This window comes from Acidovorax bellezanensis (genome assembly GCF_025421555.1).
In the GTDB taxonomy this organism is placed as follows: domain Bacteria; phylum Pseudomonadota; class Gammaproteobacteria; order Burkholderiales; family Burkholderiaceae_C; genus Comamonas; species Comamonas bellezanensis.
On record NZ_JAODYH010000001.1, the window covers coordinates 292,833 to 315,993 of the forward strand.

17 protein-coding genes are annotated in these 23,161 nt (G+C 63.8%); 10 read left to right on the forward strand and 7 right to left on the reverse strand.

The features are described from left to right. Positions 1-4: 4 nt before the first annotated feature. From N0K08_RS01290 to rpoD, 4 genes are all read left to right on the forward strand, one after another. The gene (locus N0K08_RS01290; protein WP_261498180.1) at positions 5-340 is read left to right on the forward strand and encodes an SMR family transporter; all 336 of its coding nucleotides are present in this window, start codon (positions 5-7) and stop codon (positions 338-340) included. A gap of 1,513 nt (positions 341-1,853) precedes the next feature. After that, entirely contained in the window at positions 1,854-4,169 is a 2,316-nt protein-coding gene (locus N0K08_RS01295) for a membrane-bound PQQ-dependent dehydrogenase, glucose/quinate/shikimate family (protein WP_261498181.1), read from the forward strand. 248 nt (positions 4,170-4,417) lie between these two features. Beyond that, positions 4,418-6,436 (forward strand): DNA primase, encoded by a 2,019-nt coding sequence (dnaG, locus tag N0K08_RS01300; RefSeq protein ID WP_261498182.1) that lies wholly within the window; start codon positions 4,418-4,420, stop codon positions 6,434-6,436. A 269-nt stretch (positions 6,437-6,705) separates the two neighbouring features. Beyond that, complete coding sequence (gene rpoD / locus N0K08_RS01305; protein ID WP_261498183.1) at positions 6,706-9,114, forward strand: RNA polymerase sigma factor RpoD; 2,409 nt, start codon at positions 6,706-6,708, stop codon at positions 9,112-9,114. A 232-nt stretch (positions 9,115-9,346) separates the two neighbouring features. Here the strand turns inward: rpoD and N0K08_RS01310 are convergent, their stop codons facing one another. The 4 genes from N0K08_RS01310 to N0K08_RS01325 form a co-directional block, all read right to left on the reverse strand. After that, the gene (locus tag N0K08_RS01310; protein WP_261498184.1) at positions 9,347-10,339 is read right to left on the reverse strand and encodes an isopenicillin N synthase family dioxygenase; all 993 of its coding nucleotides are present in this window, start codon (positions 10,337-10,339) and stop codon (positions 9,347-9,349) included. A gap of 258 nt (positions 10,340-10,597) precedes the next feature. Then, positions 10,598-11,566: a tripartite tricarboxylate transporter substrate-binding protein gene (locus tag N0K08_RS01315; protein WP_261498185.1), complete on the reverse strand. Its 969-nt coding sequence runs from the start codon at positions 11,564-11,566 to the stop codon at positions 10,598-10,600. Between the two features lie 57 nt (positions 11,567-11,623). Next, positions 11,624-12,850, reverse strand: a complete 1,227-nt coding sequence (locus N0K08_RS01320) for a CaiB/BaiF CoA transferase family protein (protein ID WP_261498186.1) — start codon at positions 12,848-12,850, stop codon at positions 11,624-11,626. Positions 12,851-12,871: 21 nt separating this feature from the next. Further along, positions 12,872-13,834, reverse strand: a complete 963-nt coding sequence (locus N0K08_RS01325; protein ID WP_261498187.1) for a hydroxymethylglutaryl-CoA lyase — start codon at positions 13,832-13,834, stop codon at positions 12,872-12,874. 113 nt (positions 13,835-13,947) lie between these two features. On the opposite strand from N0K08_RS01325, the gene N0K08_RS01330 reads away from it, so the two are divergent. The 3 genes from N0K08_RS01330 (at position 13,948) to N0K08_RS01340 (ending at position 15,807) form a co-directional block, all read left to right on the forward strand. After that, complete coding sequence (locus tag N0K08_RS01330) at positions 13,948-14,871, forward strand: LysR family transcriptional regulator (RefSeq protein WP_261498188.1); 924 nt, start codon at positions 13,948-13,950, stop codon at positions 14,869-14,871. A 198-nt stretch (positions 14,872-15,069) separates the two neighbouring features. After that, positions 15,070-15,384 carry a winged helix-turn-helix transcriptional regulator gene (locus N0K08_RS01335; RefSeq protein WP_261498189.1) on the forward strand — a complete coding sequence of 105 codons (315 nt, stop codon included), beginning with the start codon at positions 15,070-15,072 and terminating at the stop codon, positions 15,382-15,384. A 69-nt stretch (positions 15,385-15,453) separates the two neighbouring features. Beyond that, entirely contained in the window at positions 15,454-15,807 is a 354-nt protein-coding gene (locus N0K08_RS01340; protein ID WP_261498190.1) for an FKBP-type peptidyl-prolyl cis-trans isomerase, read from the forward strand. A 177-nt stretch (positions 15,808-15,984) separates the two neighbouring features. On the opposite strand, the gene ppsA is transcribed toward N0K08_RS01340, so the two are convergent. Next, entirely contained in the window at positions 15,985-18,378 is a 2,394-nt protein-coding gene (gene ppsA, locus N0K08_RS01345; RefSeq protein ID WP_261498191.1) for a phosphoenolpyruvate synthase, read from the reverse strand. 290 nt (positions 18,379-18,668) lie between these two features. Here ppsA and ppsR point away from each other — a divergent pair, with 290 nt between their 5' ends. Further along, positions 18,669-19,490, forward strand: a complete 822-nt coding sequence (gene ppsR / locus N0K08_RS01350) for a posphoenolpyruvate synthetase regulatory kinase/phosphorylase PpsR (protein WP_261498192.1) — start codon at positions 18,669-18,671, stop codon at positions 19,488-19,490. Between the two features lie 231 nt (positions 19,491-19,721). Here ppsR and ahpF read toward each other — a convergent pair whose 3' ends face one another. Continuing rightward, positions 19,722-21,278: an alkyl hydroperoxide reductase subunit F gene (ahpF, locus tag N0K08_RS01355; protein WP_261498193.1), complete on the reverse strand. Its 1,557-nt coding sequence runs from the start codon at positions 21,276-21,278 to the stop codon at positions 19,722-19,724. Between the two features lie 94 nt (positions 21,279-21,372). After that, positions 21,373-21,936 (reverse strand): alkyl hydroperoxide reductase subunit C, encoded by a 564-nt coding sequence (ahpC, locus tag N0K08_RS01360; RefSeq protein ID WP_175504699.1) that lies wholly within the window; start codon positions 21,934-21,936, stop codon positions 21,373-21,375. Between the two features lie 281 nt (positions 21,937-22,217). On the opposite strand from ahpC, the gene bfr reads away from it, so the two are divergent. Next, on the forward strand, positions 22,218-22,694 hold the full coding sequence (gene bfr, locus N0K08_RS01365; RefSeq protein WP_261498194.1) for a bacterioferritin: 477 nt from the start codon (positions 22,218-22,220) through the stop codon (positions 22,692-22,694). Between the two features lie 187 nt (positions 22,695-22,881). Then, the gene (locus N0K08_RS01370) at positions 22,882-23,148 is read left to right on the forward strand and encodes a VF530 family protein (protein WP_261498195.1); all 267 of its coding nucleotides are present in this window, start codon (positions 22,882-22,884) and stop codon (positions 23,146-23,148) included. The last annotated feature ends 13 nt before the right edge of the window (positions 23,149-23,161 follow it).

The window sequence follows — 23,161 nt, forward strand, 5'->3', positions numbered from 1 at the left end:
GCCCATGTCCATCAGCTATCTGTACCTGGCCATCGCCATCGTCTGCGAAGTGATTGCCACGTCGTTTCTCAAGAGCGCTGAAGGCTTTACCCGGCTGTGGCCGTCGGTGATCACGGCCGTCGGCTACGCCCTGGCCTTTTTCTTCCTGTCGCTGACGCTGCGCACCGTGCCCACGGGCGTGGCCTATGCCATCTGGTCGGGCGCGGGCATCGTGCTGGTCTCGGCCATTGCCTGGTTCTGGCAAGGACAGGCCCTGGATGCCACAGCCCTCATAGGCATGGGACTGATCCTGGCCGGCGTGCTGGTGATCCAGCTGTTTTCCTCCACGGCCGGGCACTGACCGCAGCCCCGCTGCGCGCCCCATCCAGCCGCCGGCAGCGACTGCGCTGCCGGCGGCTGGCCATTTCATGCCCCGGCGCGGGGTCGCCACACGGCATCGTGAGCCGCGGCCTCGCGAGGTTTGGCGGTCGCCGGCTGCGCGGGCAAGACGCTGATGCGCGGGAACTCCGTCCAAGCCTGCCGGCCCGTGCCGCGTTGCGCCGCCTGCGCCGCCGCACGGGGCTCGTGAAGAATCATCTCCCACAGCGCCGCGGAAAGGCTGGCATGGGTTGGCTGGGCGGCAGTGCGCTGCGGCTTGAGCGCACGGGGACTTGCCTCGCCTCCCCGGGAGGCGGGAAGGGAGTCGACGGTCGATGGGCGGTATGCGGGCATGGTGATTTGGCTCCGTGTCTCTTGAATTGAACATTCAACGGGATGGCAACGGGACTCGCCGCAGCCCGGCAACATGCGCACCGCCGGCGCCTGTCACGCCCAAGCGCAGGCCTTTTCGCCAGCGCCGATGAATCAATTCAAAACTAACAAGAATGTCAAATAATAGTCACGAACTATCAGTCATCCTGTAAGACGCTGCCGCGCGGCGCCGCCAGCATTCATGGGTCGGCACAAGCACATCAGCCGATGCAAAAGACATCTGCGGGCGGCAGGCGACCGGTGCGCCAGAGCGGCCTCGGGCCCGCCTGGAATACCCGTTTCTTACACGCCATTGACCCCAGGCAGCTCTCAGGCATATAACCCCAGAGCATCAATTCAAGCGTTTCAGCATTTACTGAAACACAAAAATCACCTGCAGAAACAAGCACTTGCAGTGCCTCCACCCGCATTCCCGTGGGTCACACACGCAACAAAGTCTTGTGTCTTATATAAGACATCATTTATCAAAAAGAAAAGTACTGCAGCAAGTGCTCCGACTTCCTACAATGGCATTCTTTCCTGCCAGGCCCAGGCCAACCGCACGGAATCAACAGACAACAGAGGAGCCCCCCGGCATGTACCGGGGCGGAGGAGACCGGCCCGCATCGCAAGGTGCGGGCCATTTTTTTCGCCGCTGCCCAAGCCGGCGATGCCCCAGGTGAACGGCCTCCAGAACCCGGACCGTTGAACGCCGCTACCGCGCCGCTGATCCCGCTGCCCTTCGCATTCGCCGGGCATCACCGCCAGGACCGGCAAACCAGGGCATGCCTGTTACAGCCCCGCCCCCACAGCGCAGGCAATAAACCATGTCCCTCTTGCAGGAATCGCTCGCTTGCACCGTCCGCTCGCTTGCTTCCGCATGGACTGCGGAATGAGAATCATCAACATAAACAAGCACTTGCATCACCGCCGGCAGCCGATGCGCGGGCAATGCCGCTGAATAGTCTTGTATCTTATATAAGACAACCCTCAGCAAAAAACAAAGGGTCTGTACTATTGACGCGGGCTTTCTACAATGGCTGATACCTGTTAACCAATATATTCAAATGAAACAAAAAACAACAGTTCCCGGCAGGTGCGCATGGCTCCCGCCGGTCTTCGGCGTGGTGATTGCCCTTGTCGGCCTGGTCTTGCTGGCCGGGGGCATGCAGCTCGCCAGTCTCGACGGCTCCTGGTACTACCTGGTTGCCGGACTGGCCCTGGCCATCTCGGGTCTGTTGTTCTTCAAGCGCGCCACCCTGGCAGCGCCGCTGTATTTTGCGGTGCTGCTGGCCACCTGCGTCTGGGCGCTGAGCGAAGTCGGTCTCAGCTTCTGGGGCCTGATGCCCCGCCTGGCGCCGCTGGTGGTGCTGGGTGTGATCGCGGCCTTCGCGGCCCGCGCCATCAACACCCAGGCCAAATGGGCGCTGCCCGTGGCAGGCCTGCAGATCGTGGCCATCATCGCCGGCGGCATCGCGATATTCCAGCCCCACGGCGTGATCGAGAACTCGGCGCAAAAAGCCACCGAGATCCTCAACGCCGTGCCGGCCGTGACCGACGCCAACAGCACGGACAACCGCTGGACGCATTACGGCCGCGACGCCAACAGCGCGCGCTTCGCGCCCTTCGACCAGATCAACAAGGACAACGTCAAGCAGCTGCAAGTGGCCTGGACCTACCGCACGGGTGCCGCCACGACCGGCGCTGACGAAGACCAGAACACGCCCATCCAGATAGGCAACTCGGTCTACCTGTGCACTCCGCAGAACAAGGTGATTGCCCTGAACGCCGAAACGGGTGAGGAAAAGTGGACTTTCGACCCGCAAGCCGGTGAAACCAAGGCCTGGAACCGCTGCCGCGGCGTGGCGTACTACGAAGTGCCCGCGGAAATGAAGTCGGCGGACGGCCAGTGCAATGCCCGCATCATCACCTCCGCCAAGAACGCCCGCCTGTACGCGCTCGACGCCAACACCGGCGCACAGTGCACCAGCTTCGGCGACAAGGGCTCGACCGACCTGTCGACGGGCCTGGGCGAGTACAAGGGCTTTTACTACATGCCCACGTCGCAACCCCTGGTGGCCGGCGACCGCGTGGTCATCGGCGGCTGGGTCTGGGACGGCAAGCAGACCGAGCAACCTTCGGGCGTAATCCGCGCCTACAGCCTCAAGACCGGCGCACTCGAATGGGCCTGGGACCTGGGCAACGCCGACATCACCAAGCTGCCCGCGGCCGGCCAGACCTACACCAAGGGCACGCCCAACTACTGGTCCAGCGGCGCCTATGACGCCCAGCTGAACATGGTCTACCTGCCCATAGGCAACGGCACGCCCGACTTCTGGGGCGGCCACCGCAGCGAAGCGACCAACAAGTACGCGACCACGGTGCTGGCACTGAACGTCGCGACCGGCCGCGAAGCCTGGCACTTCCAGACCCTGCACAAGGACACCTGGGACTATGACAACGGCACGCCACCAGCGCTGGTCGATCTGCCCGACGGCAAGGGCGGCAAGACGCCGGCCCTGGTGCTGGGCACCAAGACCCACCAGCTGTTCCTGCTGGACCGCCGCGACGGCAAGCCCCTGGCCGAAGTCGAGGAGCGCGCCGCGCCCACCCGCGTGCAGGCCGGCGACATCATCTCCCCCACCCAGCCCTGGTCGGTGGGCATGCCGCAGATCGCGCCCATGCAACTGACGGAAAAGGACATGTGGGGCGCGAGCATGTTCGACCAGATGGCCTGCCGCATCGCTTTCAAGAAGTTGAAGTACGAAGGCGCCTACACCCACCTGACGACCGAGCCCACCCTGATCTACCCCGGCTACTACGGCGGCATGAACTGGGGCGGCATGGCCGTCGATCCCCGCACCAATCTGCTGATCGTCAACGACATGCGCATGCCGCAGATCGGCTGGCTGGTGCCCCAGGACAAGGCCGATGAAGAGTTCGCCAAGCTGCCCAAGAACGCGGGCTGGAGCCGCCACGTGCAGGAAGGCACGCCTTACCAGGCGTTCAAGGGCGCGTTCAATTCGCCCCTGGGCCTGCCTTGCCACCAGCCGTCGTGGGGTTCGCTCACGGGAGTCGACCTGAACACCAAGACCATCGCCTGGCAGGTGCCCCTGGGCACGGTGCAAGACAGCCGCGTGAGCGGCATCCGCGCCAGCCTGCCCGTGCCCATAGGCATGCCTTCGCTGGCCGGCCCCTTCGCCACTGCCGGCGGCCTCACGTTCTACGCCGGCACACAGGACTACTACCTGCGCGCCTTCGACAACGCCACGGGCCAGGAACTGTGGAAGAGCCGCCTGCCCGTCGGCGCCCAGGCCACGCCCATGAGCTATCTGTCGCCTGAAAGCGGCCGCCAGTTTGTCGTCGTCTCGGCGGGCGGCGCGCGCATGACGCCGGACCGCGGCGACTATGTCGTGGCCTACGCCCTGCCCAAGCCCTGAGCAGGCGATACGCACAGGAGGCCCGCATCGCAAGATGCGGGCCTTTTTCACGCCCGCGCTCCCTTCAACGCAGGCAGGGCCGGCATTCAATCGCGGCTTTGCACCTTTTGTTGCTATTATTTAAATAGCAACAAAAGACCTGCGGCACGCCGCTTTCGCTGCCGATTTTCTTTCTCAGCCCCAGTCCAGGGCTTCGCGCCCGGCCCCTGAGCGGCCAGGCCGATGCCGGATAGTTCAAAATACGCCCGGTGTCCATCCCCCAATCGTTTATCCAAGAGCTGCTGTCCCGTGTGGACGTGGTCGACATCGTCGGCCGTTATGTGCAGCTGCGCAAAGGCGGCGCGAACTTCATGGGGCTGTGCCCCTTCCACGGCGAGAAATCGCCGTCGTTCAGCGTCAGCCCCTCCAAACAGTTCTATCACTGCTTCGGCTGCGGCAAGAACGGCAATGCCATCGGCTTTCTGATGGAACATGCCGGCATGGGCTTCATCGAAGCCGTGCAGGACCTGGCCGGCCAGGTCGGCCTGGTCGTTCCGCAGGACGACATCAGTCCCCAGGAGCGCCAGCGCCAGGCCGCGCAAAAGGAAAAGCAGGCAACGCTCTTCGACGTGCTGGAAAAAGCCGGCGAAGCCTACCGCCGCCACCTCAAGGATTCGCCCCACGCCATCGAGTACCTCAAGCGCCGCGGCGTCTCCGGCCAGACCGCCGCCCGCTTCGGCCTGGGCTATGCGCCCGAAGGCTGGCGCAGCCTGGCCAGTGTCTTTGCCCAATACGACGATCCCCTGCTGCACGAAAGCGGCCTGGTCATCGTCAACGAGGAAGACAACAAGCGCTACGACCGCTTTCGCGACCGGCTCATGTTCCCGATCCGCAACGTCAAGGGCGAGTGCATCGGTTATGGCGGCCGCGTGTTCGGCGACGAAAAGCCCAAGTACCTGAACTCGCCCGAAACGCCGGTGTTCCACAAGGGGCGCGAGCTCTACGGCCTGTTCGAGGCCCGCAACGCCCTGCGCGAAATGGGCTACGCCCTGGTGACCGAAGGCTATATGGACGTGGTGGCGCTGGCCCAGCTGGGCTTTGCCAATGCCGTGGCCACGCTGGGCACGGCCTGCACGCCCGACCATGTGCAAAAGCTGTTCCGCTTCACCGACGCCGTGGTCTTCAGTTTTGACGGCGACAACGCCGGCCGGCGCGCCGCGCACAAGGCGCTTGAAGCCGCCCTGCCCTACGCCACCGACACGCGCAGCCTCAAATTCCTGTTCCTGCCCACCGAGCACGACCCCGACAGTTTCATTCGCGAATTCGGCACCGACGCGTTTGCGCGCCAGGTCGGCGACGCCAAGCCCCTGAGCCGCTTCCTCATCGATGCGGCCAGCGAAGGCTGCGACCTGGGCCTGGCCGAAGGCCGCGCCCACATGGCCAGCAACGCGCGCCCCCTGTGGACCTTGCTGCCCGACGGCGTGCTCAAGCGCCAGCTGCTCGCGGAGATTGCCGAACTGGCCCAGCTGCAGCTGCAGGACCTGAGCGAGCTGTGGAGCAAGGAACCCGCACGCCCCGGCATGCGCCCCAGCCACGCGCCAGCGCCGGGCCCCGAGTCCCACGGCGGCTACCCGCCCGACATGGACTGGGCCCAGGACAGCGGCAGCTACGCTCCCGCGGCGCAGGGCAGCTACAACGGCGGCTACAGCGCCAACGCGGGCGGCGGCAGCTGGAGCCCCAGCCAGGGCCAGGGCAAAGGCAAGAAATGGGAAAAAAGCTGGGGGCGCGACCGCCAGCCCGCGGACCGTTTCGAAGCCGCCTCGCGCGGGCCGCGCAGCATGCCGGCGACGCGCACCGACCAGGCCGCGCGGCTGCTGATGGCCCACATGGAGTTCATGGAAGAGCTCACGCACGAGGACTTTGACGCCTTGTCACGCTGCAATGCGCCGCACGGCCCCTTGTTTGCCTGGCTGGAAGCCCAATTTCAGGAATATGGGGCCCTGCCCTGGGCCGTGCTGCGCGAGCGCCTGCGCGACCCTTCGGCGGTCGCCGTGGCGCCGCTGGCCGAACGCCTGATGACCGGCCCCCATGCCCAGCCCGAAGGCGAGCTGCCCGAGCTGCGCCGCGAGCTGCGCGGCGTGCTCAATCGCATCCTGATCGACCACATCAAGCAAGAAACCCATGCGACTGCAATGGCTATTGCCAGCGACCCCCACGCAGCGCAACGGCTGCGGGATTTGTATGCCCGTTTGCAGTTTTTAGAAAATGAAACGCGTAATGGCTCTTGAAATAGCTGGACAAAGATATAATTAAAGGATAGCGGCAAGAGCGACAGCAGCACCTCCGGGCCGGGTCAACGTGAAAAACACGTAAGTAGCAGCAATTGCACGGACCCAAATTACCGCAAGGACTGCACCCCAAATGTTCGCCCATACATCTTGCCAAGGAGATCTTTCTCCGGATGCCTTATCGGTCAATGGCCGAGCTGCATCCTATGCGCCGGGATCCGAGGCGCTTGCGTTCTCTTTGTGTGTTCGATTTTGCTTCAGAGGTGTTCATGCCCGCTACAAAGTCCCCGAAGTTACCCAAGTCTGCCTCTGGCACCGCTGCAACACCTGAAAAATCTGTGCCTGCAACCGCAGCTGCCAAGGGCGTGTCCAAAACACCCTCCAAGGCCGTAAAAACTGCGACCACAACAGCGACTGCGCCGGCAGCCGCTGCCAAGAAAGTCAACCCCGTGGCCACCAAGACCTCTGCTGAACTCATCGCTGCCGCTGACGCGCTTCTCGCCGCCGCCGCACCCGCCAAGCGCGGCCGCAAGCCCAAGGCTGCGGCCGAAGACGGCGCCGAACCCGTCGCCAAGAAAGCTCCCGCCGCCAAGAAGGCAGCCGCTGCAGACAAGACCCCTGCCAAGCGCGGCCGCAAGCCCAAGGCCAAGGAAGGTGGCGACGACATGGACGACACCGACCTGTCGGACATCGAGTCGGACCTCGAAGGTGAAGTGGAAGCCGTCGAAACCACGACGACCACCACGACCGAGAAGGTCAAGCCGCTGCGCATGAAGATCAGCAAGGCCAAGGAACGCGCCTTGATGAAGGAATTCGGCCTGGACGAAACCGTCCTGACCGAAGAAGAAATGCTGACCCGCCGCCAGCGCCTGAAGGCGCTGATCAAGCTGGGCAAGACCCGCGGCTACCTCACGCACGGCGAAATCAACGATCACCTGCCCGACAAGCTGGTCGATGCCGAAACGCTGGAAGTCGTGATCTCCATGCTCAACGACATGGGTGTGGCGGTGTACGAGCAGACGCCCGACGCCGAAACCCTGTTGCTGAACAACACCGGCCAGTCGGCCACCACCGAAGAAGAAGCCGAAGAAGAAGCCGAAGCCGCGCTGTCGACGGTGGACTCGGAGTTCGGTCGCACCACCGACCCCGTGCGCATGTACATGCGTGAAATGGGCACCGTGGAGCTGCTGACGCGTGAAGGCGAAATTGAAATCGCCAAGCGCATCGAAGGTGGTCTGCAGAACATGATGCAGGCGATCAGCGCATCGCCCGCGACCATTGCCGAAATCCTCAACATGGCCGAAGAGATCCGTGGCGGCAAGGTCGTCATCTCGACCATCGTCGACGGTTTCTCCAACCCCAATGAAGCCGACGATTACGTGGCCGAAGAAGACTTCGACGAATTCGACGAAGAAGACGACGACGACGGCAAGGGCGGCTCCAAGGCGCTGACCAAGAAACTCGAAGAGCTCAAGAACGAAGCCCTGTCGCGTTTCGACAAGATGCGCGAGCTGTTCGAGAAGATGCACAAGATCTACGACAAGGAAGGCTACGGCACTCCTGCGTACATGAAGGTGCAGGCTGCGCTGACCGAAGAGCTGATGACCATCCGCTTCACGGCCAAGACCATCGAAAAGCTGTGCGACCTCGTGCGCGCCCAGGTGGACGACGTGCGCAAGAAGGAACGCGAACTGCGCCGCATCATCGTCGACAAGTGCGGCATGCCCCAGGAAACCTTCATCAAGGACTTCCCGGCCAACCTGCTGAACCTCGACTGGGTGGTCAAGCAAGCCAACTCCAACAAGCCTTGGAGCACCATCCTCGAGCGCAACATCCCGCCCGTGCAGGAATTGCAGCAGAACCTGCTCGACCTGCAGACCCGCGTGGTCGTGCCCCTGCCAGGCCTCAAGGACATCAACAAGCGCATGAACGACGGCGAACGTGCCTCGCGCGATGCCAAGAAGGAGATGATCGAGGCCAACTTGCGCCTGGTGATCTCGATTGCCAAGAAGTACACCAACCGCGGTCTGCAGTTCCTGGACTTGATCCAGGAAGGCAACATCGGTCTGATGAAGGCCGTGGACAAGTTCGAATACCGTCGCGGCTACAAGTTCTCGACCTATGCCACCTGGTGGATTCGCCAGGCCATCACGCGCTCGATCGCCGACCAGGCACGCACCATCCGGATTCCGGTGCACATGATCGAGACCATCAACAAGATGAACCGCATCAGCCGCCAGCACTTGCAAGAGTTCGGCTTCGAGCCCGATGCGTCCATCCTGGCCGCGAAGATGGAAATCCCCGAGGACAAGATCCGAAAGATCATGAAGATCGCCAAGGAGCCTATCTCCATGGAAACGCCGATCGGTGACGACGACGACAGCCACCTGGGCGACTTCATCGAAGACGGTGCCAACACCGCGCCTATCGATGCCGCCATGCAGGCCGGTCTGCGCGACGTGGTCAAGGACATCCTCGACGGCCTGACGCCACGCGAAGCCAAGGTGCTGCGCATGCGCTTCGGCATCGAAATGTCCACCGACCACACGTTGGAAGAAGTGGGCAAGCAGTTTGACGTGACGCGCGAGCGCATCCGTCAAATAGAAGCCAAGGCCTTGCGCAAGCTCAAGCACCCTTCGCGCTCGGACAAGCTGCGCAGCTTCATCGACTCGCTGTAAGCCACGCGCCTTCCCGGCACGACAAAAAGCCATCCCTAGGGATGGCTTTTTTCATGGGCGAGTGACTTCACCGTTCCCCGCAACGCACGGCGCCTAACACTGGGCGTGCCCCAACTCAGGGGCACCGAGCAAGCGCCGCACCTGGGCGCCCCCCCCCCGAAGCGATGGTGCCGTCCCCCTCCACCGAAGGATGAGAGGGGGAAGACGGGGCGGCCCATGCCGCGTAAGCGGCTCAGGGGGTGCCCTGAAAATTCACCGCCACCCGCTGATTCAGATACTCGCCCGCCGCGATGGGCGGGTATTTGCGGCCCGGACCTTCGATGATGGCGTCGCGGTTGGCCTGGGCGAAGAAGGCCAGGCTGTAGCGCGGCCCCATGTATTCACCGGGCAAGGGGTTCTTGACGCGGTGGAAGTTCGACGGCAGCTGGTCGTCGCTCCAGCGCATCAGCATATCGCCGATATTGCAGGTGATGGCCTGTTCATCGGGCTCCACCGACGTCCATTCCTGGGCCTGCATCTCCTTGCCGGGACAGACCTGCAGCCCGCCCTGGCCCTGGCGCTGGAACAGCAGGCTCAGGCAGTCGAAGTCGGTGTGCGCACCCGCGCGCCACAGGCCCAGGCTGGCTTGCTGCTCGGGCGGCGTGGCGAAGTAGTGCAGCAGGCGCAAGGTGCTCTGGTAGCTGGCCTGGGCCGGGTCGTGCGCACGCAGGAAGAAGCTTTCGTCAAAGCCCAGCTTCCAGGCAAAGCACGACAGCACCTGCATGGCCACCTGCCAGCACTGGCCTTCGAAGGCCAGCATGCTCGCCTGGAAGCCCGCAAGTTCTTGCTCGCTGGGCCACAGGCCTTCCATGTGCGGGCGCGTGATCTGGTAGGACTCCTTCTGGTCCGGCGTTCCCGTGGACGGACGCACCTGGGCGCGGCTTTCCCAGCCGACGTTGAGCGCCTTCTTCAACGGGTACCGGGCCTTGACGGCGTCGGGCAGCGCGAAGAAACGCTCGCTCATGGCGAAGGCCTGATGGACATCATGGAGCGCGATGCCGTGGTTCACGACCTGGAAGAAGCCGACATCGACGGCGGCGTCCCAGAGTTGCTCGGCGATCTCGACCTTGCGCGCGGCGAAGTCCGAGAGGTCGATGCGGCGGATCTCACGCTGGCCGGTTTCCGAGCCCATCGCGCCCATGCGCGTTTCTTTCTGCAGCTCGGTCAGTTCGTAGGTGGCGGTCATGCGGTGCTTTCGAAGAAGAGATGGAAGAAAAATCTTCCCGCTCCTGGCTTCGGAAATCCGGACGGCGATGGCCATGCCCTGTCCGGCATTCTCCTGAAGCCGCGGCGCGCGTGGGCGCACCGCACGGTGCGGGCTTCAAGAGCAATTTCCGGCTGACCTGGCCTTGTGCACCTAGGCACAGGGCTGCGCAGTGAACGCTTCTACTCTTGCCACAGGCCATGCAAGAAGAGTGCCACCAGGCGCGGCCGCGCCGCGGCCTCAATCCACTTTGACGCGCGCGTTCTTCACCACTTCGGCCATGCGCTGCAACTCCGAACGCATGAAGGCCGCCGTGGCTTCAGGCGTGCTCAGCTTGATCTCGTAGCCCTGGGCGACCAGCGCATTGCGCGCTTCGGGCTGGGCCAGTGCCTGCTGGAATCCGCGGTGCAGGCGGTTGCGTTCAGTCAGCGACAGGCCGCCCGGACCCACGGCGGCAATCCAGCCTTCGAGCGCGTACTCGGGAAAGCCTTGCTCGGCGATGGTCGGCAGCTCGGGCATGGACGACACGCGCTGGGCCGTGGTCACGCCCAGGGCACGCAGCATGCCGCTCTTGATGTGCGGCGCCGCGGGCGCCAGCGCCACTACGGCCCATTGCACCTGGCCGCTGAGCAGGTCGTTCATCAGCATGCCCATGCCCTTGTAGGGAATGTGCTTGATGTCGACCTTGGCCTGGTCGACCAGCATGGCCGCGCCCAAGTGCAGGATGGTGCCGTTGCCTGAGGAGCCGTAGTTGAGCGTGCCGGGCTTGGCCTTGGCCAGCGCCACCAGTTCCTGGATGTTGCGCGCCGGCAGATGCGGGTTGGCGACCAGCACGAAGGGCGTGGCGCCGATGATGGTGATGGGCGCGATGTCGTTCAAGGCGTCGAAGGGAATCGACGGGTAGACGCTGGGATTGACCACATGGTTGTTCGACACCACGCCGATGTGCGAACCATCCTTGGGCGCGCGCACGATTTGCAGGGTGCCGGTGATGCCGCCCGCGCCGGGCAGATTCTCGATGACCACCGGCTGGCCCATGGCCTTGCCCAGGCTGGCGCTGATGGCGCGAATGGCGCCGTCGGCGCCCGAACCCGCCGACAGCGGCAAGGTGATGCGCAGCGGTTTGTCGCTCTGGGCCATGGCGGGGGCCATGAGGCTGGCAGCAGCCAAGGCCAGGATGCTGCGGCGTGGAATGGTGGGGGAATGCATGCTTTTGTCTCCTGCTTTTTTTATGCAAAAAGCCTGCGCGCTGCGCAGGCTTGGGGATCAGACCACGGCGCCGTTGGCCTCCATGGACTGGACCTCGTCGGGGCTGTAGCCCAGCGATTCCAGCAGCTGCCGGGTGTGTTCGCCCAGCGCCGGCGGGTTGTGGCGTATGCCCGGGCGCTGTCCGTCCATGCGGATGGGCAGCAGCGTGGTGCGCGCCGTCTGGCCCGCGCGCACGCCGTCGGTGAGCGTGATTTCGGCCAGGCCGCCCGTGGCGTTGAGGTGCGGATCATCGAACAGCTGCTCGGGCCGCACGATGGGTGCATAAGGCAGGCCGTTGCGCTCGAAGATCTCGGACAGCTCCTCGGTGCTGTAGGCCGCCAGGCGGCGGCGCAGTTCGGGCAGCAGCGTGGCACGCGCGCGCACGCGGTCGTTGTTGCTGGCCAGGGCCGGGTCGGCCTTGAGGTCGGCAAAGCCCATGGCATCGCAGAGGGTCTTCCACTGCGCGTCGCTCACGGCCGCGAGAAAGATCTGGCCATCGTCCTTGACGCTGAACACGTCGTACACGGCCCAGGCCGAAATGCGGTCGGGCATGGGCGCGGCCGGCTCGCCCGTGACGGCGTACTGCATCATGTGCTGGCCCACCAGGAACACATTGTTCTCGAACAGGGCCGAGTCGACTTCCTGGCCCTTGCCGGTGATGGCGCGCTGCATCAGCGCCGCCATCGCACCGATGGCGCCGAACATGCCGCCCATGATGTCGTTGACGCTGGCGCCGGCGCGCAGCGGATCGCCCGGGCGGCCGGTCATATAGGCCAGCCCGCCCATCATCTGCACCACTTCGTCGAGCGCCGTGCGCTGTTCATAGGGGCCGGGCAGAAAGCCGGTGTGGTTCACATAGACCAGGCGTTCGTTCAGGCGCGACAGCGCGGTGTAATCCAGGCCGTACTTCTTCATCACGCCGGGCTTGAAGTTCTGCAGCACCACATCGGCCGACGAGGCCAGGCGGATCGCCGCCTGCAGGCCTTCGGGGTGGCGCAGGTCCAGCGCAATGCTTTTCTTGTTGCGGTTGAACATGGGGAAAAAGCCCGCGCCCGCGCCCAGCAGGTGGCGCGTGCGGTCGCCTTCCACGGGCTCGACCTTGATCACTTCAGCGCCTAGATCGGCCAGCACCATGCCGCAGGTCGGGCCCATCACCATGTGGGAAAACTCCACCACGCGCAGCCCTTGCAAGGGCAAGGGCGCAGCAGGGGCCTTTGCAGCGCCCGGATTCACATTCTCAGTCATCACAATCCATCCAAAACCGGCTCAGGCAGCGCAGGCTGCCACGCCATTGAGTACCTGGGGCAGACCGGCCTGCCACAGCGCACCATGCAGGGTCTCCCCCGGCAACCAGGCCCCAAGGCGCTGGCGCAACGCCAGCAGGGCCTGAACATCCAATCCCGTATCCACGCCCATGCGCTCCAGCATGAAGGCCAGGTCTTCGGTCGCCACATTGCCGCTCGCGCCCGGCGCGTGCGGACAGCCGCCAATGCCCGCCAGGCAGGCGTCAAAGCGCTCCACGCCCGTCTGCCAGGCCGCATAGGCATTGGCCAGGCCCATGCCGCGCGTGTCGTGAAAATGCGCGCAGCACAGCTTGTCGCCGACCGCGCGGCGCGCCCGTTCGAACAGCCGCTTCACCGTCTCGGGGTCGGCAAAGCCCACGGTATCGGCCAGGCTCACGCGGTCCGCGCCCGCATCCAGCAGCGCCTGCATCAGGCGCAGCACTTCGTCCTCAGCGACCTCGCCCTGCAGCGTGCAGCCAAAGGCCGTGCCCACGCCGCCTTCGATCAGCGTGGCATGGCCGCCCGCGTCGCGCTGCGCACGGATGCGCGCCACTTCGGCCACGACTTCATCAGGCGTCTTGCGCAGATTGGCCAGGCTGTGGGCGTGGCTGGCCGACAGCGGCACCACCAGCAGATCGGCGCCGCATTCGAGCGCGCGCTCCGCACCCTTGAGGTTCGGCACCAGCACCGAAGCGAACAGGCCGGGCAGCGTCTTCGCGTGCGCCAGCACCTCGGCCGTGTCGGCCAGCTGGGGCAGCAGGCGCGCGGGCACGAAGGAGCCGACTTCGATCTCGCGCTGGCCCGCGGCGTAGGCGGCATCAATCCAGGCGGTCTTGTGCGCCGTGGGCAGCAGGCTGGCCAGGCTTTGCAGGCCGTCGCGCAAGCCGACTTCGCGCAGGATGGCATGGCGTTTGCCCGGTGGAGCAAGAGAAGCGGTGGGCAGCATGCCGTCTCCGATTAAGGGAAAGTCATGATTCTAGGAATTCCCGACAGGAACTGATAATCAATTTTGGAACCTCTATCGTTCCCAAACGGAATACCTTAACTTTTCATTCCACCATGCACGACCTGGACCTGACGACTCTGCGGCTGTTTGTCGCCGTCTGCGAGCTGCGCAACATCAGCGCCGTGGCGCAGCGCGAAGCCATGGTCGCCTCGGCCATCAGCAAGCGCCTGGCGCAGCTCGAGCAGCGCGTGGGCACGCCGCTGCTGGTGCGCAAGCGCCGCGGCGTGCTGCCTACTGCCGCGGGCGAGACCCTGCTCGAGCACGCGCATGCCCTGCTAGCGCGCAGCGCGCTGATCGCCCGCGACATGGCGGCCTATGCCCAGGGCACACGCGGCCATGTGCGGCTGCTGGTCACGGCATCGGTGATGGCCGAGTCGCTGGCCGACGATGTGGCGGCCTTCCTGCAGGCACCCGGCAACCAGCAGATCCAGGTCAGCCTGGAAGAGCGCGTGAGCCCCGAAGTGGTGCGCGGCGTGCACGAAGGCAGCGCTTCGGTCGGCATCTGCTGGGACGCGGCCGATCTCAGCGGCCTGCAAACCCAGGCCTACCGCGGCGACCATCTGGGCATTTGCGCGCACGCCAGCCACCCGGTGGCGCAGCAAAGCCAGGTCTATTTCGCCGATGTGCTGGACTATGAGTACGTGAGCATGCCGGCGCTCAGCGCGGTGCAGCAACTGCTGACCCGCGCCGCCGCCGTGCAGGGCAAGGTACTCAACCACCGCATGCAGGTCTCGCACTTCGAAGCCGCCTTGCGCGTGGTCCGTGCCAATCTGGCCATCAGCGTGATGCCGGCCGAAGTGGCCCAGCCATTTGCCCAGGCCTACGGCCTGCGCGTGGTGCCGCTGGCCGACGTCTGGGCCCGCCGCCGCTTTGCCATCTGCTATCGCGCACAGGAGTCGCTGAGCCCTGCCGCCCACCTGCTGGTACAGCATTTGCATGCCTGCAGCCAGGCCCACGCCGCCGGCGCGGCGCCCTGAGGGCCATCGTGGCTTGGCCGCCACATTTGCCTTGGCTTTTGTGGATTTCCCAACGGATGCGCATGGCTGCTATGGATTTTGAGCTACTAAACTTGTAGCAAAATAATTTCCAAGCTATAGTCAATCACGACTTGGCGACGCGCCCGCATCTCGGTCAACGCGCCGCTCAACCTATCCATCGCGCCAGGAGAAGCGTCCATGAGCTCCAAGGAAAATGCCGCCATCAACCAGCTGTTCGAACGGCTCGAATGCCGCTACGCACTGCGGGTGTTGTGGGCGCTTCGGGATGGACATCCCCAGACCTTTCGCCTGCTGCAGGACAGCGTGGGTGGCATCACGCCCAACACGCTCAACACCCGCATCAAGGAGTTGCGCGAATGCGGTCTGCTGGAGCATGGCAGCGACGGCTACATCGTGACCTTGTCGGGCCACGACCTGCTCAAGCGCTTGAGCGATGTACAGGCCTTTGCGAACCGCTGGGTTGCGGCACGCGCCAAGAAGGAAAGCGCCTGACGGACGGGTCGTCCGCGGGTACAGTGTCCGCTTCGGGCACTTTTCACAGACACATTTCAAGGATTTCTCATGGCTTTCACCACCACCGCATCCGGCCTGCAATTTGAAGACACCGTTGTGGGCGAGGGCGCCGAAGCCACGCGTGGCGGCAACGTCACCGTGCATTACACCGGTTGGCTCTACAACGAAGGCGTTCAAGGCGCCAAGTTCGACTCCAGCAAGGACCGCAAGGACCCCTTCGTTTTCGCCCTGGGCGCCGGCATGGTGATCAAGGGTTGGGATGAAGGCGTGCAGGGCATGAAGGTCGGCGGCGCACGCACGCTGATCATCCCCGCAGCCCTGGGCTACGGCGCCCGCGGCGCCGGCGGCGTGATCCCCCCGAACGCCACGCTCAAGTTCGACGTGGAACTCCTGGCAGTCTAAGACTCCCTCGGACATGAAAAAAGCGGCCTAGGCCGCTTTTTTTTCATTTCCGCGCTTGGACGCAGCATCAGATACTGGCGCGCCCCAGCAAGGAGGCAGCGAGGAAGGGCCGCCCCGCACCGAGGCTGCCGTCCCCCTCAGGGGGAAGCCGCGCAGCGGCTCAGGGGGGGCCTAATTTCAGCGTGCCGCCAGTTGCTGCCAAGTGGCAACGACGCTGTCGGGATTCAGCGAGATCGAGGAAATGCCCAGGTCGGCGAGCCACAGCGCGAAGTCGGGGTGGTCCGAAGGACCCTGGCCGCAGATGCCCACGTACTTGCCCTTGGCCAGGCAGGACTTGATGACGTGCTCGAGCAGCTTCTTGACCGCGGGATCGCGCTCGTCGAAGTCGGCAGCCAGCAGTTCCAGGCCGGAATCGCGGTCCAGGCCCAGGGTCAGCTGGGTCAGATCGTTCGAGCCGATGGAGAAGCCGTCAAAGTGTTCGAGGAACTCGTCGGCCAGGACGGCGTTCGAAGGCACTTCGCACATCATGATCAGCTTCAGGCCGTTGTCGCCACGCTTGAGGCCGTTGTCCGCCAGCAGCTGGTTCACGCGCTCGGCCTGCTTCAAGGTGCGCACGAAAGGAATCATGATCTGCACGTTGGTCAGGCCCATGTCCTCGCGCACACGGCGCAGGGCTTCGCATTCCATCTTGAACGCTTCGCCGAACTCGGCGCTGATGTAGCGCGCCGCGCCGCGGAAGCCCAGCATCGGGTTCTCTTCCTCGGGCTCGTAGCGGCTGCCGCCGATGAGCTTGCGGTATTCGTTGGACTTGAAGTCCGACATGCGCACGATGACGGGCTTGGGGTAGAAGGCGGCGGCAATCGTTGCCACGCCTTCAGCCACCTTGTCGACATAGAAAGCGCGGGGCGACGCATGGCCGCGGGCCACGGATTCCACGGCCTTCTTCAGGTCGGCATCGACGGCGGGGTAGTCCAGGATGGCCTTGGGGTGCACGCCGATGTTGTTGTTGATGATGAACTCGACGCGCGCCAGGCCCACGCCTTCGTTGGGCAACTGGGCGAAGTCGAACGCCAGCTGGGGGTTGCCCACGTTCATCATGATCTTGGTCGAAATCTCGGGCATGGCGCCGCGCTGGACTTCGGTGACTTCGGTTTCGATCAGGCCGTCGTAGATCTTGCCGGTATCGCCTTCAGCGCAGGACACGGTCACCAGGGTGCCGGCCTTGAGCAGCTCGGTGGCGTTGCCGCAACCGACCACGGCGGGAATGCCCAGCTCGCGCGCAATGATGGCTGCGTGGCAGGTACGGCCGCCACGGTTGGTGACGATGGCCGCTGCGCGCTTCATCACCGGCTCCCAGTTGGGATCGGTCATGTCGGTCACCAGCACGTCGCCGGGCTGGACCTGGTCCATCTGCGAAATGTCGCTGACGTAGCGCACCGGGCCGGTACCGATCTTCTGACCGATGGCGCGGCCTTCGGCCAGCACGTCGCCCGTGCCCATCAGCTTGTAGCGCAGTTCGGCCTGGCCCTTGGACTGGCTCTTCACCGTCTCGGGACGGGCCTGCAGGATGTAGATCTGGCCGTCGGTGCCGTCCTTGCCCCACTCGATGTCCATGGGACGACCGTAGTGCTCTTCGATCACCAGTGCATAGCGCGCCAGCTGCTCGACGTCGGCGTCGCTCAGCGAGTAGCGGTTGCGCAGCTCGGGCGCCACGTCGGTGGTCTTGACCAGCTTGCCGCTGGCGGCCTTTTCCTCGGCCGAAGCAAACACCATCTGCACCAGCTTGGAGCCGAGGTTGCGGCGGATCAGCGCCTTCTTGCCAGCCTTGAGCATGGGCTTGTGCACGTAGAACTCGTCGGGGTTCACGGCGCCCTGCACCACGGTCTCGCCCAGGCCGTAGCTCGAAGTGATGAACACCACGTCTTCAAAGCCCGACTCGGTGTCGATGGTGAACATCACGCCGGCCGCGCCGGTGTCCGAGCGCACCATGCGCTGCACGCCAGCCGACAGCGCGACCACGTCGTGGGCAAAGCCCTTGTGCACGCGGTAGGAGATGGCGCGGTCGTTGTACAGGGAAGCGAACACTTCCTTCATCTTGTGCAGCACGTCTTCAATGCCCACCACGTTCAGGAAAGTTTCCTGCTGGCCGGCGAACGAAGCGTCGGGCAGATCTTCGGCCGTGGCCGAGGAACGCACGGCAAACGAGGCCAGGGGGTTGCCCGCGCTCAGCGTGGCGAAAGCATCGGCAATGGCTTTTTGCAGATCGGCCGGGAAAGGCTGGTTTTCCACCATGGCGCGGATTTCGGCGCCGGCAACGGCCAGGGCGCGCACGTCTTCGATGTCGAGCGCCGCAAGCCGGGCGTTGATGCGGTCGGCCAGGCCTTCGAAGGCCAGGAATTCGCGGAAGGCATGGGCCGTGGTCGCGAAGCCCGTGGGCACTTTCACGCCCTGGGGCAGCTGGGAAATCATTTCGCCCAGCGAGGCATTCTTGCCGCCGACCGACTCGACGTCGGTCATTCGCAGTTGTTCAAACGGCACGACCAGATCGGTCGCTTGGAAGAGTGCAGACATGAGAAAGCTCCAAAGTTAAAACCGGTATCGCCCTGCAGCCCCCTGGGGCATTGGCGTAATCCACGCTGCGCTGCACGCTGCTTTGCTGTTCTGGTTGTAGGCCGTCAACGAGCATGGACATGAAATTGGGAATAATGGGCGCCATTGTAGGGCCTGCCATCAATTAAGCCCCCTGGTCTGGATTTCCCTTCAGACTGCTCAGAGAACAGGGAAATCGATGGATGACAGACCCCAGGCCCGCGCCCATTTGCGCGCGGCCGGCTCGTTTACCCCCCTCTTCAAAGAGCACCATGCACACGCGCACCGTATTCCTGATCTCCGACGGCACGGGTATCACTGCCGAAACCTTCGGCAAAGCCCTCATGACCCAGTTCGATGTGAGCGCCCGCTTTGTGCGTGTACCTTTCGTCGATACGGTGGACAAGGCCCACCAGACGGTGCGCCAGATCAACCACACCGGCGAGATCGAAGGCCGCAAGCCCATCGTCTTCACCACGCTGGTGGACATGGAAGTGGTCGACGTCATCCGCGAGAACTGCAAAGGCATGCTGCTCGACATGTTCGGCACCTTCGTCAACCCGCTGGAGCAGGAGCTGGGCCTGAAGTCCCACCACCGCGTGGGGCGCTTTTCCGACATCAGCCAGAGCAAGGAATACCTGGACCGGATGGAGGCCATCAACTTCAGCCTGGCCCATGACGACGGCCAGACCAACCACGACCTGGCCGGCGCCGACGTGATCCTGGTCGGCGTGAGCCGCAGCGGCAAGACCCCGACCAGCCTGTACCTGGCCATGCAGTTCGGCCTCAAAGTGGGCAACTACCCCCTGATCCCCGAAGACTTCGACCGGCGCCAGCTGCCCCCGGCCCTGCTGCCGGTGCGCAAGAAGCTGTTCGGCCTGTCCATCGACCCGATGCGCCTGTCCGACATCCGCAACGAGCGCCGCCCCAATTCGCGCTACGCCAGCCTGGAGAACTGCCGCCACGAAGTCGCCGAAGCCGAAGCCATGATGCGCCGCGCGGGCATCCGCTGGCTGTCGAGCACCAACAAGTCCATCGAGGAAATCGCCACGACGATCCTGCAGGACATCAAGCCCGAACGCCTGGGGTACTAGCCCCCACGCTCGCCCACTGCGTGTAGCTCGCTGCCCCCCGAGGGGGCCGTCCGCCGCCTTGGGGGGGCCCGCCTAGGGGCGGCCCGGCGGCGGCGGAGCATGACCGTTTCTGACGCTCTGCTGCGGCTACCGGCGCCCTCCTCCAGCAACAGCGCGCAGGCGCAAAAAAGGACTGCCCAGGCAGTCCTTTTTTGCTTCAGCACCCGCCAGGCAGGTGCCTCCACGGTGCCATCAATGGCGGATCAGGTGATCGAAAGCCGACAACGCGGCCGTCGCGCCCGCACCCGCGGCAATGACGATCTGCTTGTAAGGCACGTTGGTGCAGTCGCCCGCGGCCAGCACGCCAGGCACACTGGTCTGGCCCTTGGCGTCGATGATGATTTCACCGAAGCGGGTCAGCTCGACCGTGCCCTTGAGCCAGTCGGTGTTGGGCAGCAGACCGATCTGCACGAAGATACCGTCCAGCGCCACGGTCTTGATTTCGCCCGTACCGCGGTCCTTGTAGGTCAGGCCGGTGACCTTCTTGCCGTCGCCGTTGACTTCCGTGGTCTCGGCGTTGGTGATGACAGTCACGTTGGGCAGGCTGCGCAGCTTCTTTTGCAGCACGGCATCGGCCTTGAGCTCGGTGGCGAACTCCAGCAGCGTGACATGCTTGACCACGCCGGCCAGGTCGATGGCCGCTTCCACGCCGGAGTTGCCGCCGCCGATCACCGCCACGGGCTTGCCCTTGAACAGCGGGCCGTCGCAATGCGGGCAGTAGGTCACACCCTTGGTGCGGTACTGCTCTTCGCCAGGCACGTTCATGTTGCGCCAGCGCGCGCCGGTCGACAGGATCACGGTCTTCGATTGCAGCGTCGCGCCCGACTCCAGCTCCACCGTGATCAGGCCGCCCTCTTCCTTGGCGGGCACCAGCGCCTTGGCGCGCTGCAGATTCATGATGTCGACTTCATAGTCGCGCACATGGCGCTCGAGCGCTGCCGCGAACTGCGGGCCTTCGGTCTTTTGCACCGAAATGAAGTTCTCGATGTCCACCGTGTCCAGCACCTGGCCGCCCATGCGTTCGGCGGCGATGCCGGTGCGGATGCCCTTGCGCGCCGCATACACGGCCGCGGCCGCACCGGCGGGGCCACCACCGACGATCAGCACGTCGAACGCTTCCTTGGCGCTGATCTTGGCGGCTTCGCGGGCCGAAGCGCCGCTGTCGACCTTGGCGACGATCTCGGCCAGCTCCATGCGGCCTTGACCGAAACGCTCGCCGTTGACGAAGACCGTGGGCACGCCCATGATTTCGCGCGCTTCGACTTCGCTCTGGAACAGGCCGCCGTCAATCGCCGTGTGGGTGATCTTGGGGTTGAGCACGCTCATCAGATTGAGCGCCTGCACCACGTCCGGGCAGTTGTGGCAGGACAGCGAGTAATAGGTCTCGAAATGCAAAGGCGTGTCGATGCCGCGGATCTGTTCCAGCAGTTCAGCCGACTCCTTCGAGGGGTGGCCGCCCACGTGCAGCAGGGCCAGCACCAGCGAAGTGAATTCATGGCCCAGGGGCACGCCGGCAAAACGCACGCCCGTGTCCACGCCGGGGTTGCTGATCAGGAACGAGGGCTTGCGTGCATCGGCGGCGTTGTTTTCGACCACGGTGATCTTGTCGCTGAGCGCGACCAAATCGGCCAGCAAGGACTTGACTTCGCCAGACGCCTTGCTGTCGTCGAGGGTGGCGACGATTTCAATGGGCTTTTGCACACGTTCGAGGTATGCCTTGAGTTGGGTCTTGAGGTTGGCGTCGAGCATGATAGTCAAATCCTTATTTAATTTATTGTTGATAGTTATTGTTCTAGTGCTTCAAAAAAAGCCCGGGTCGCCCCGGGCTTTTCAGGGGCTTTACTTAGATCTTGCCGACCAGGTCCAGCGAAGGAGCCAGGGTGGCTTCGCCTTCGTGCCACTTGGCGGGGCAGACTTCACCGGGGTGAGCGGCGACGTACTGAGCAGCCTTGACCTTGCGCAGCAGTTCGGTTGCATCGCGGCCAATGCCTTCGGCGGTGATTTCCACAGCCTGGATCACGCCCTGGGGGTCGATGATGAAGGTGCCGCGGTTGGCCAGGCCTTGGTCAGCGCGCAGGATTTCGAAGTTGTTCGAAATCGCCATGGTCGGGTCGCCGATCATGGTGTACTGGATCTTGGCGATGGTTTCCGAAGCATCGTGCCAAGCCTTGTGCACGAAGTGGGTGTCGGTGGACACGGAGAAGATCTCCACGCCCATCTTCTGGAATTCTGCGTAGTGGTCAGCCACGTCGCCCAGCTCGGTGGGGCAGACGAAGGTGAAGTCGGCTGGGTAGAAAACGAACACAGCCCACTTGCCCAGCACGTCCTTTTCGGTGATATCGATGAACTTGCCGGCCTTGAAAGCGCTGGCCTTGAAAGGTTTGATTTCGGTATTGATAACGGACATGGTTGCTTCCTTTAAGTAATGCGACTGAACACAGGACTGAAGTTTAGAGTGTTCACGAAATAAATCCAATCAATTGACTTGATCATGTCGATTTGATTTAACTATCAATAAACACCATTCATAGTCCTGCTGCCGTCATTTTCCCCGATACATCCTCGCCGGGAAACGCGAACGCGAGTCAACATCAAACGCAGACATACCGTAAATGCAGGGGATAGCGGTTACATGCACCTGATGAACGGCGACAATTGAGCGATTCACACAAGCGAAGGAGTACCCCCATGAAAGGCGACGCACAAGCCATTGCCCACCTGCAGGCACAACTGAAAAATGAGCTCACGGCCATTAACCAGTATTTTCTGCACTACCGCATGTACAAGCATTGGGGCTTCGACAAGCTGGCCAAGAAGGAATACGCCGAATCCATCGGTGAGATGAAGCATGCCGACTGGCTCATGGACCGCATTTTCACGCTCGACGGCCTGCCCAACCTGCAGGACCTGGGCAAGCTGCAAATCGGTGAAGACGTGCCCGAATGCCTGGCCTGCGACCTGCGCCTCGAGCTGGGTGCGCAGCAGACCATCAAGGACGGCATCGCCCACTGCGAATCCGTGCGCGACTACGTTTCGCGCGACCTGCTGCAGAAGATCCTCGACGACACGGAAGAGCACATCGACTTCCTCGAGACCCAGATCGACCTGATCGACAAGGTCGGCGTGCAGAACTACCTGCAGTCGCAAATGGGTGAGTTGGAATAACACCCCCTGAGCCGCTTCGCGCTAGGCGCGCCCCGGCTTCCCCTTGCTGGGGCACGCCAGTTGCGTGGGCTGTGGACGTTGCGAGAGCCAGGAAGATTCTTGAAAGCGGGCAATGCCCGCTTTTTTTGCGTCTGCAGCTTGCCCTTCATAGCGACGGCCCAAGCCAATCCCGATATCCTCGCCCCCTATGCAAACGCCTCCTGAAAAGCCCCCCGCGCCGCCGGCCCGGCAAGCCAACAACCCCTTGCACGGCCTGACCCTCGCCGCCATCGTCGAAGCCTTGCAAGCGCACTACGGCTGGGAAGAATTGGCCCGGCTGGTGCCCATACGCTGCTTCCAGAGCCAGCCCAGCGTGAACTCCAGCCTGAAATTCCTGCGCCAGACGCCCTGGGCGCGCGAGAAGGTGGAAAGCCTGTACCTGTTCATGCTGCGCGAGCAGCGCCGCAACAAGTAAGCCCCAGAGATCG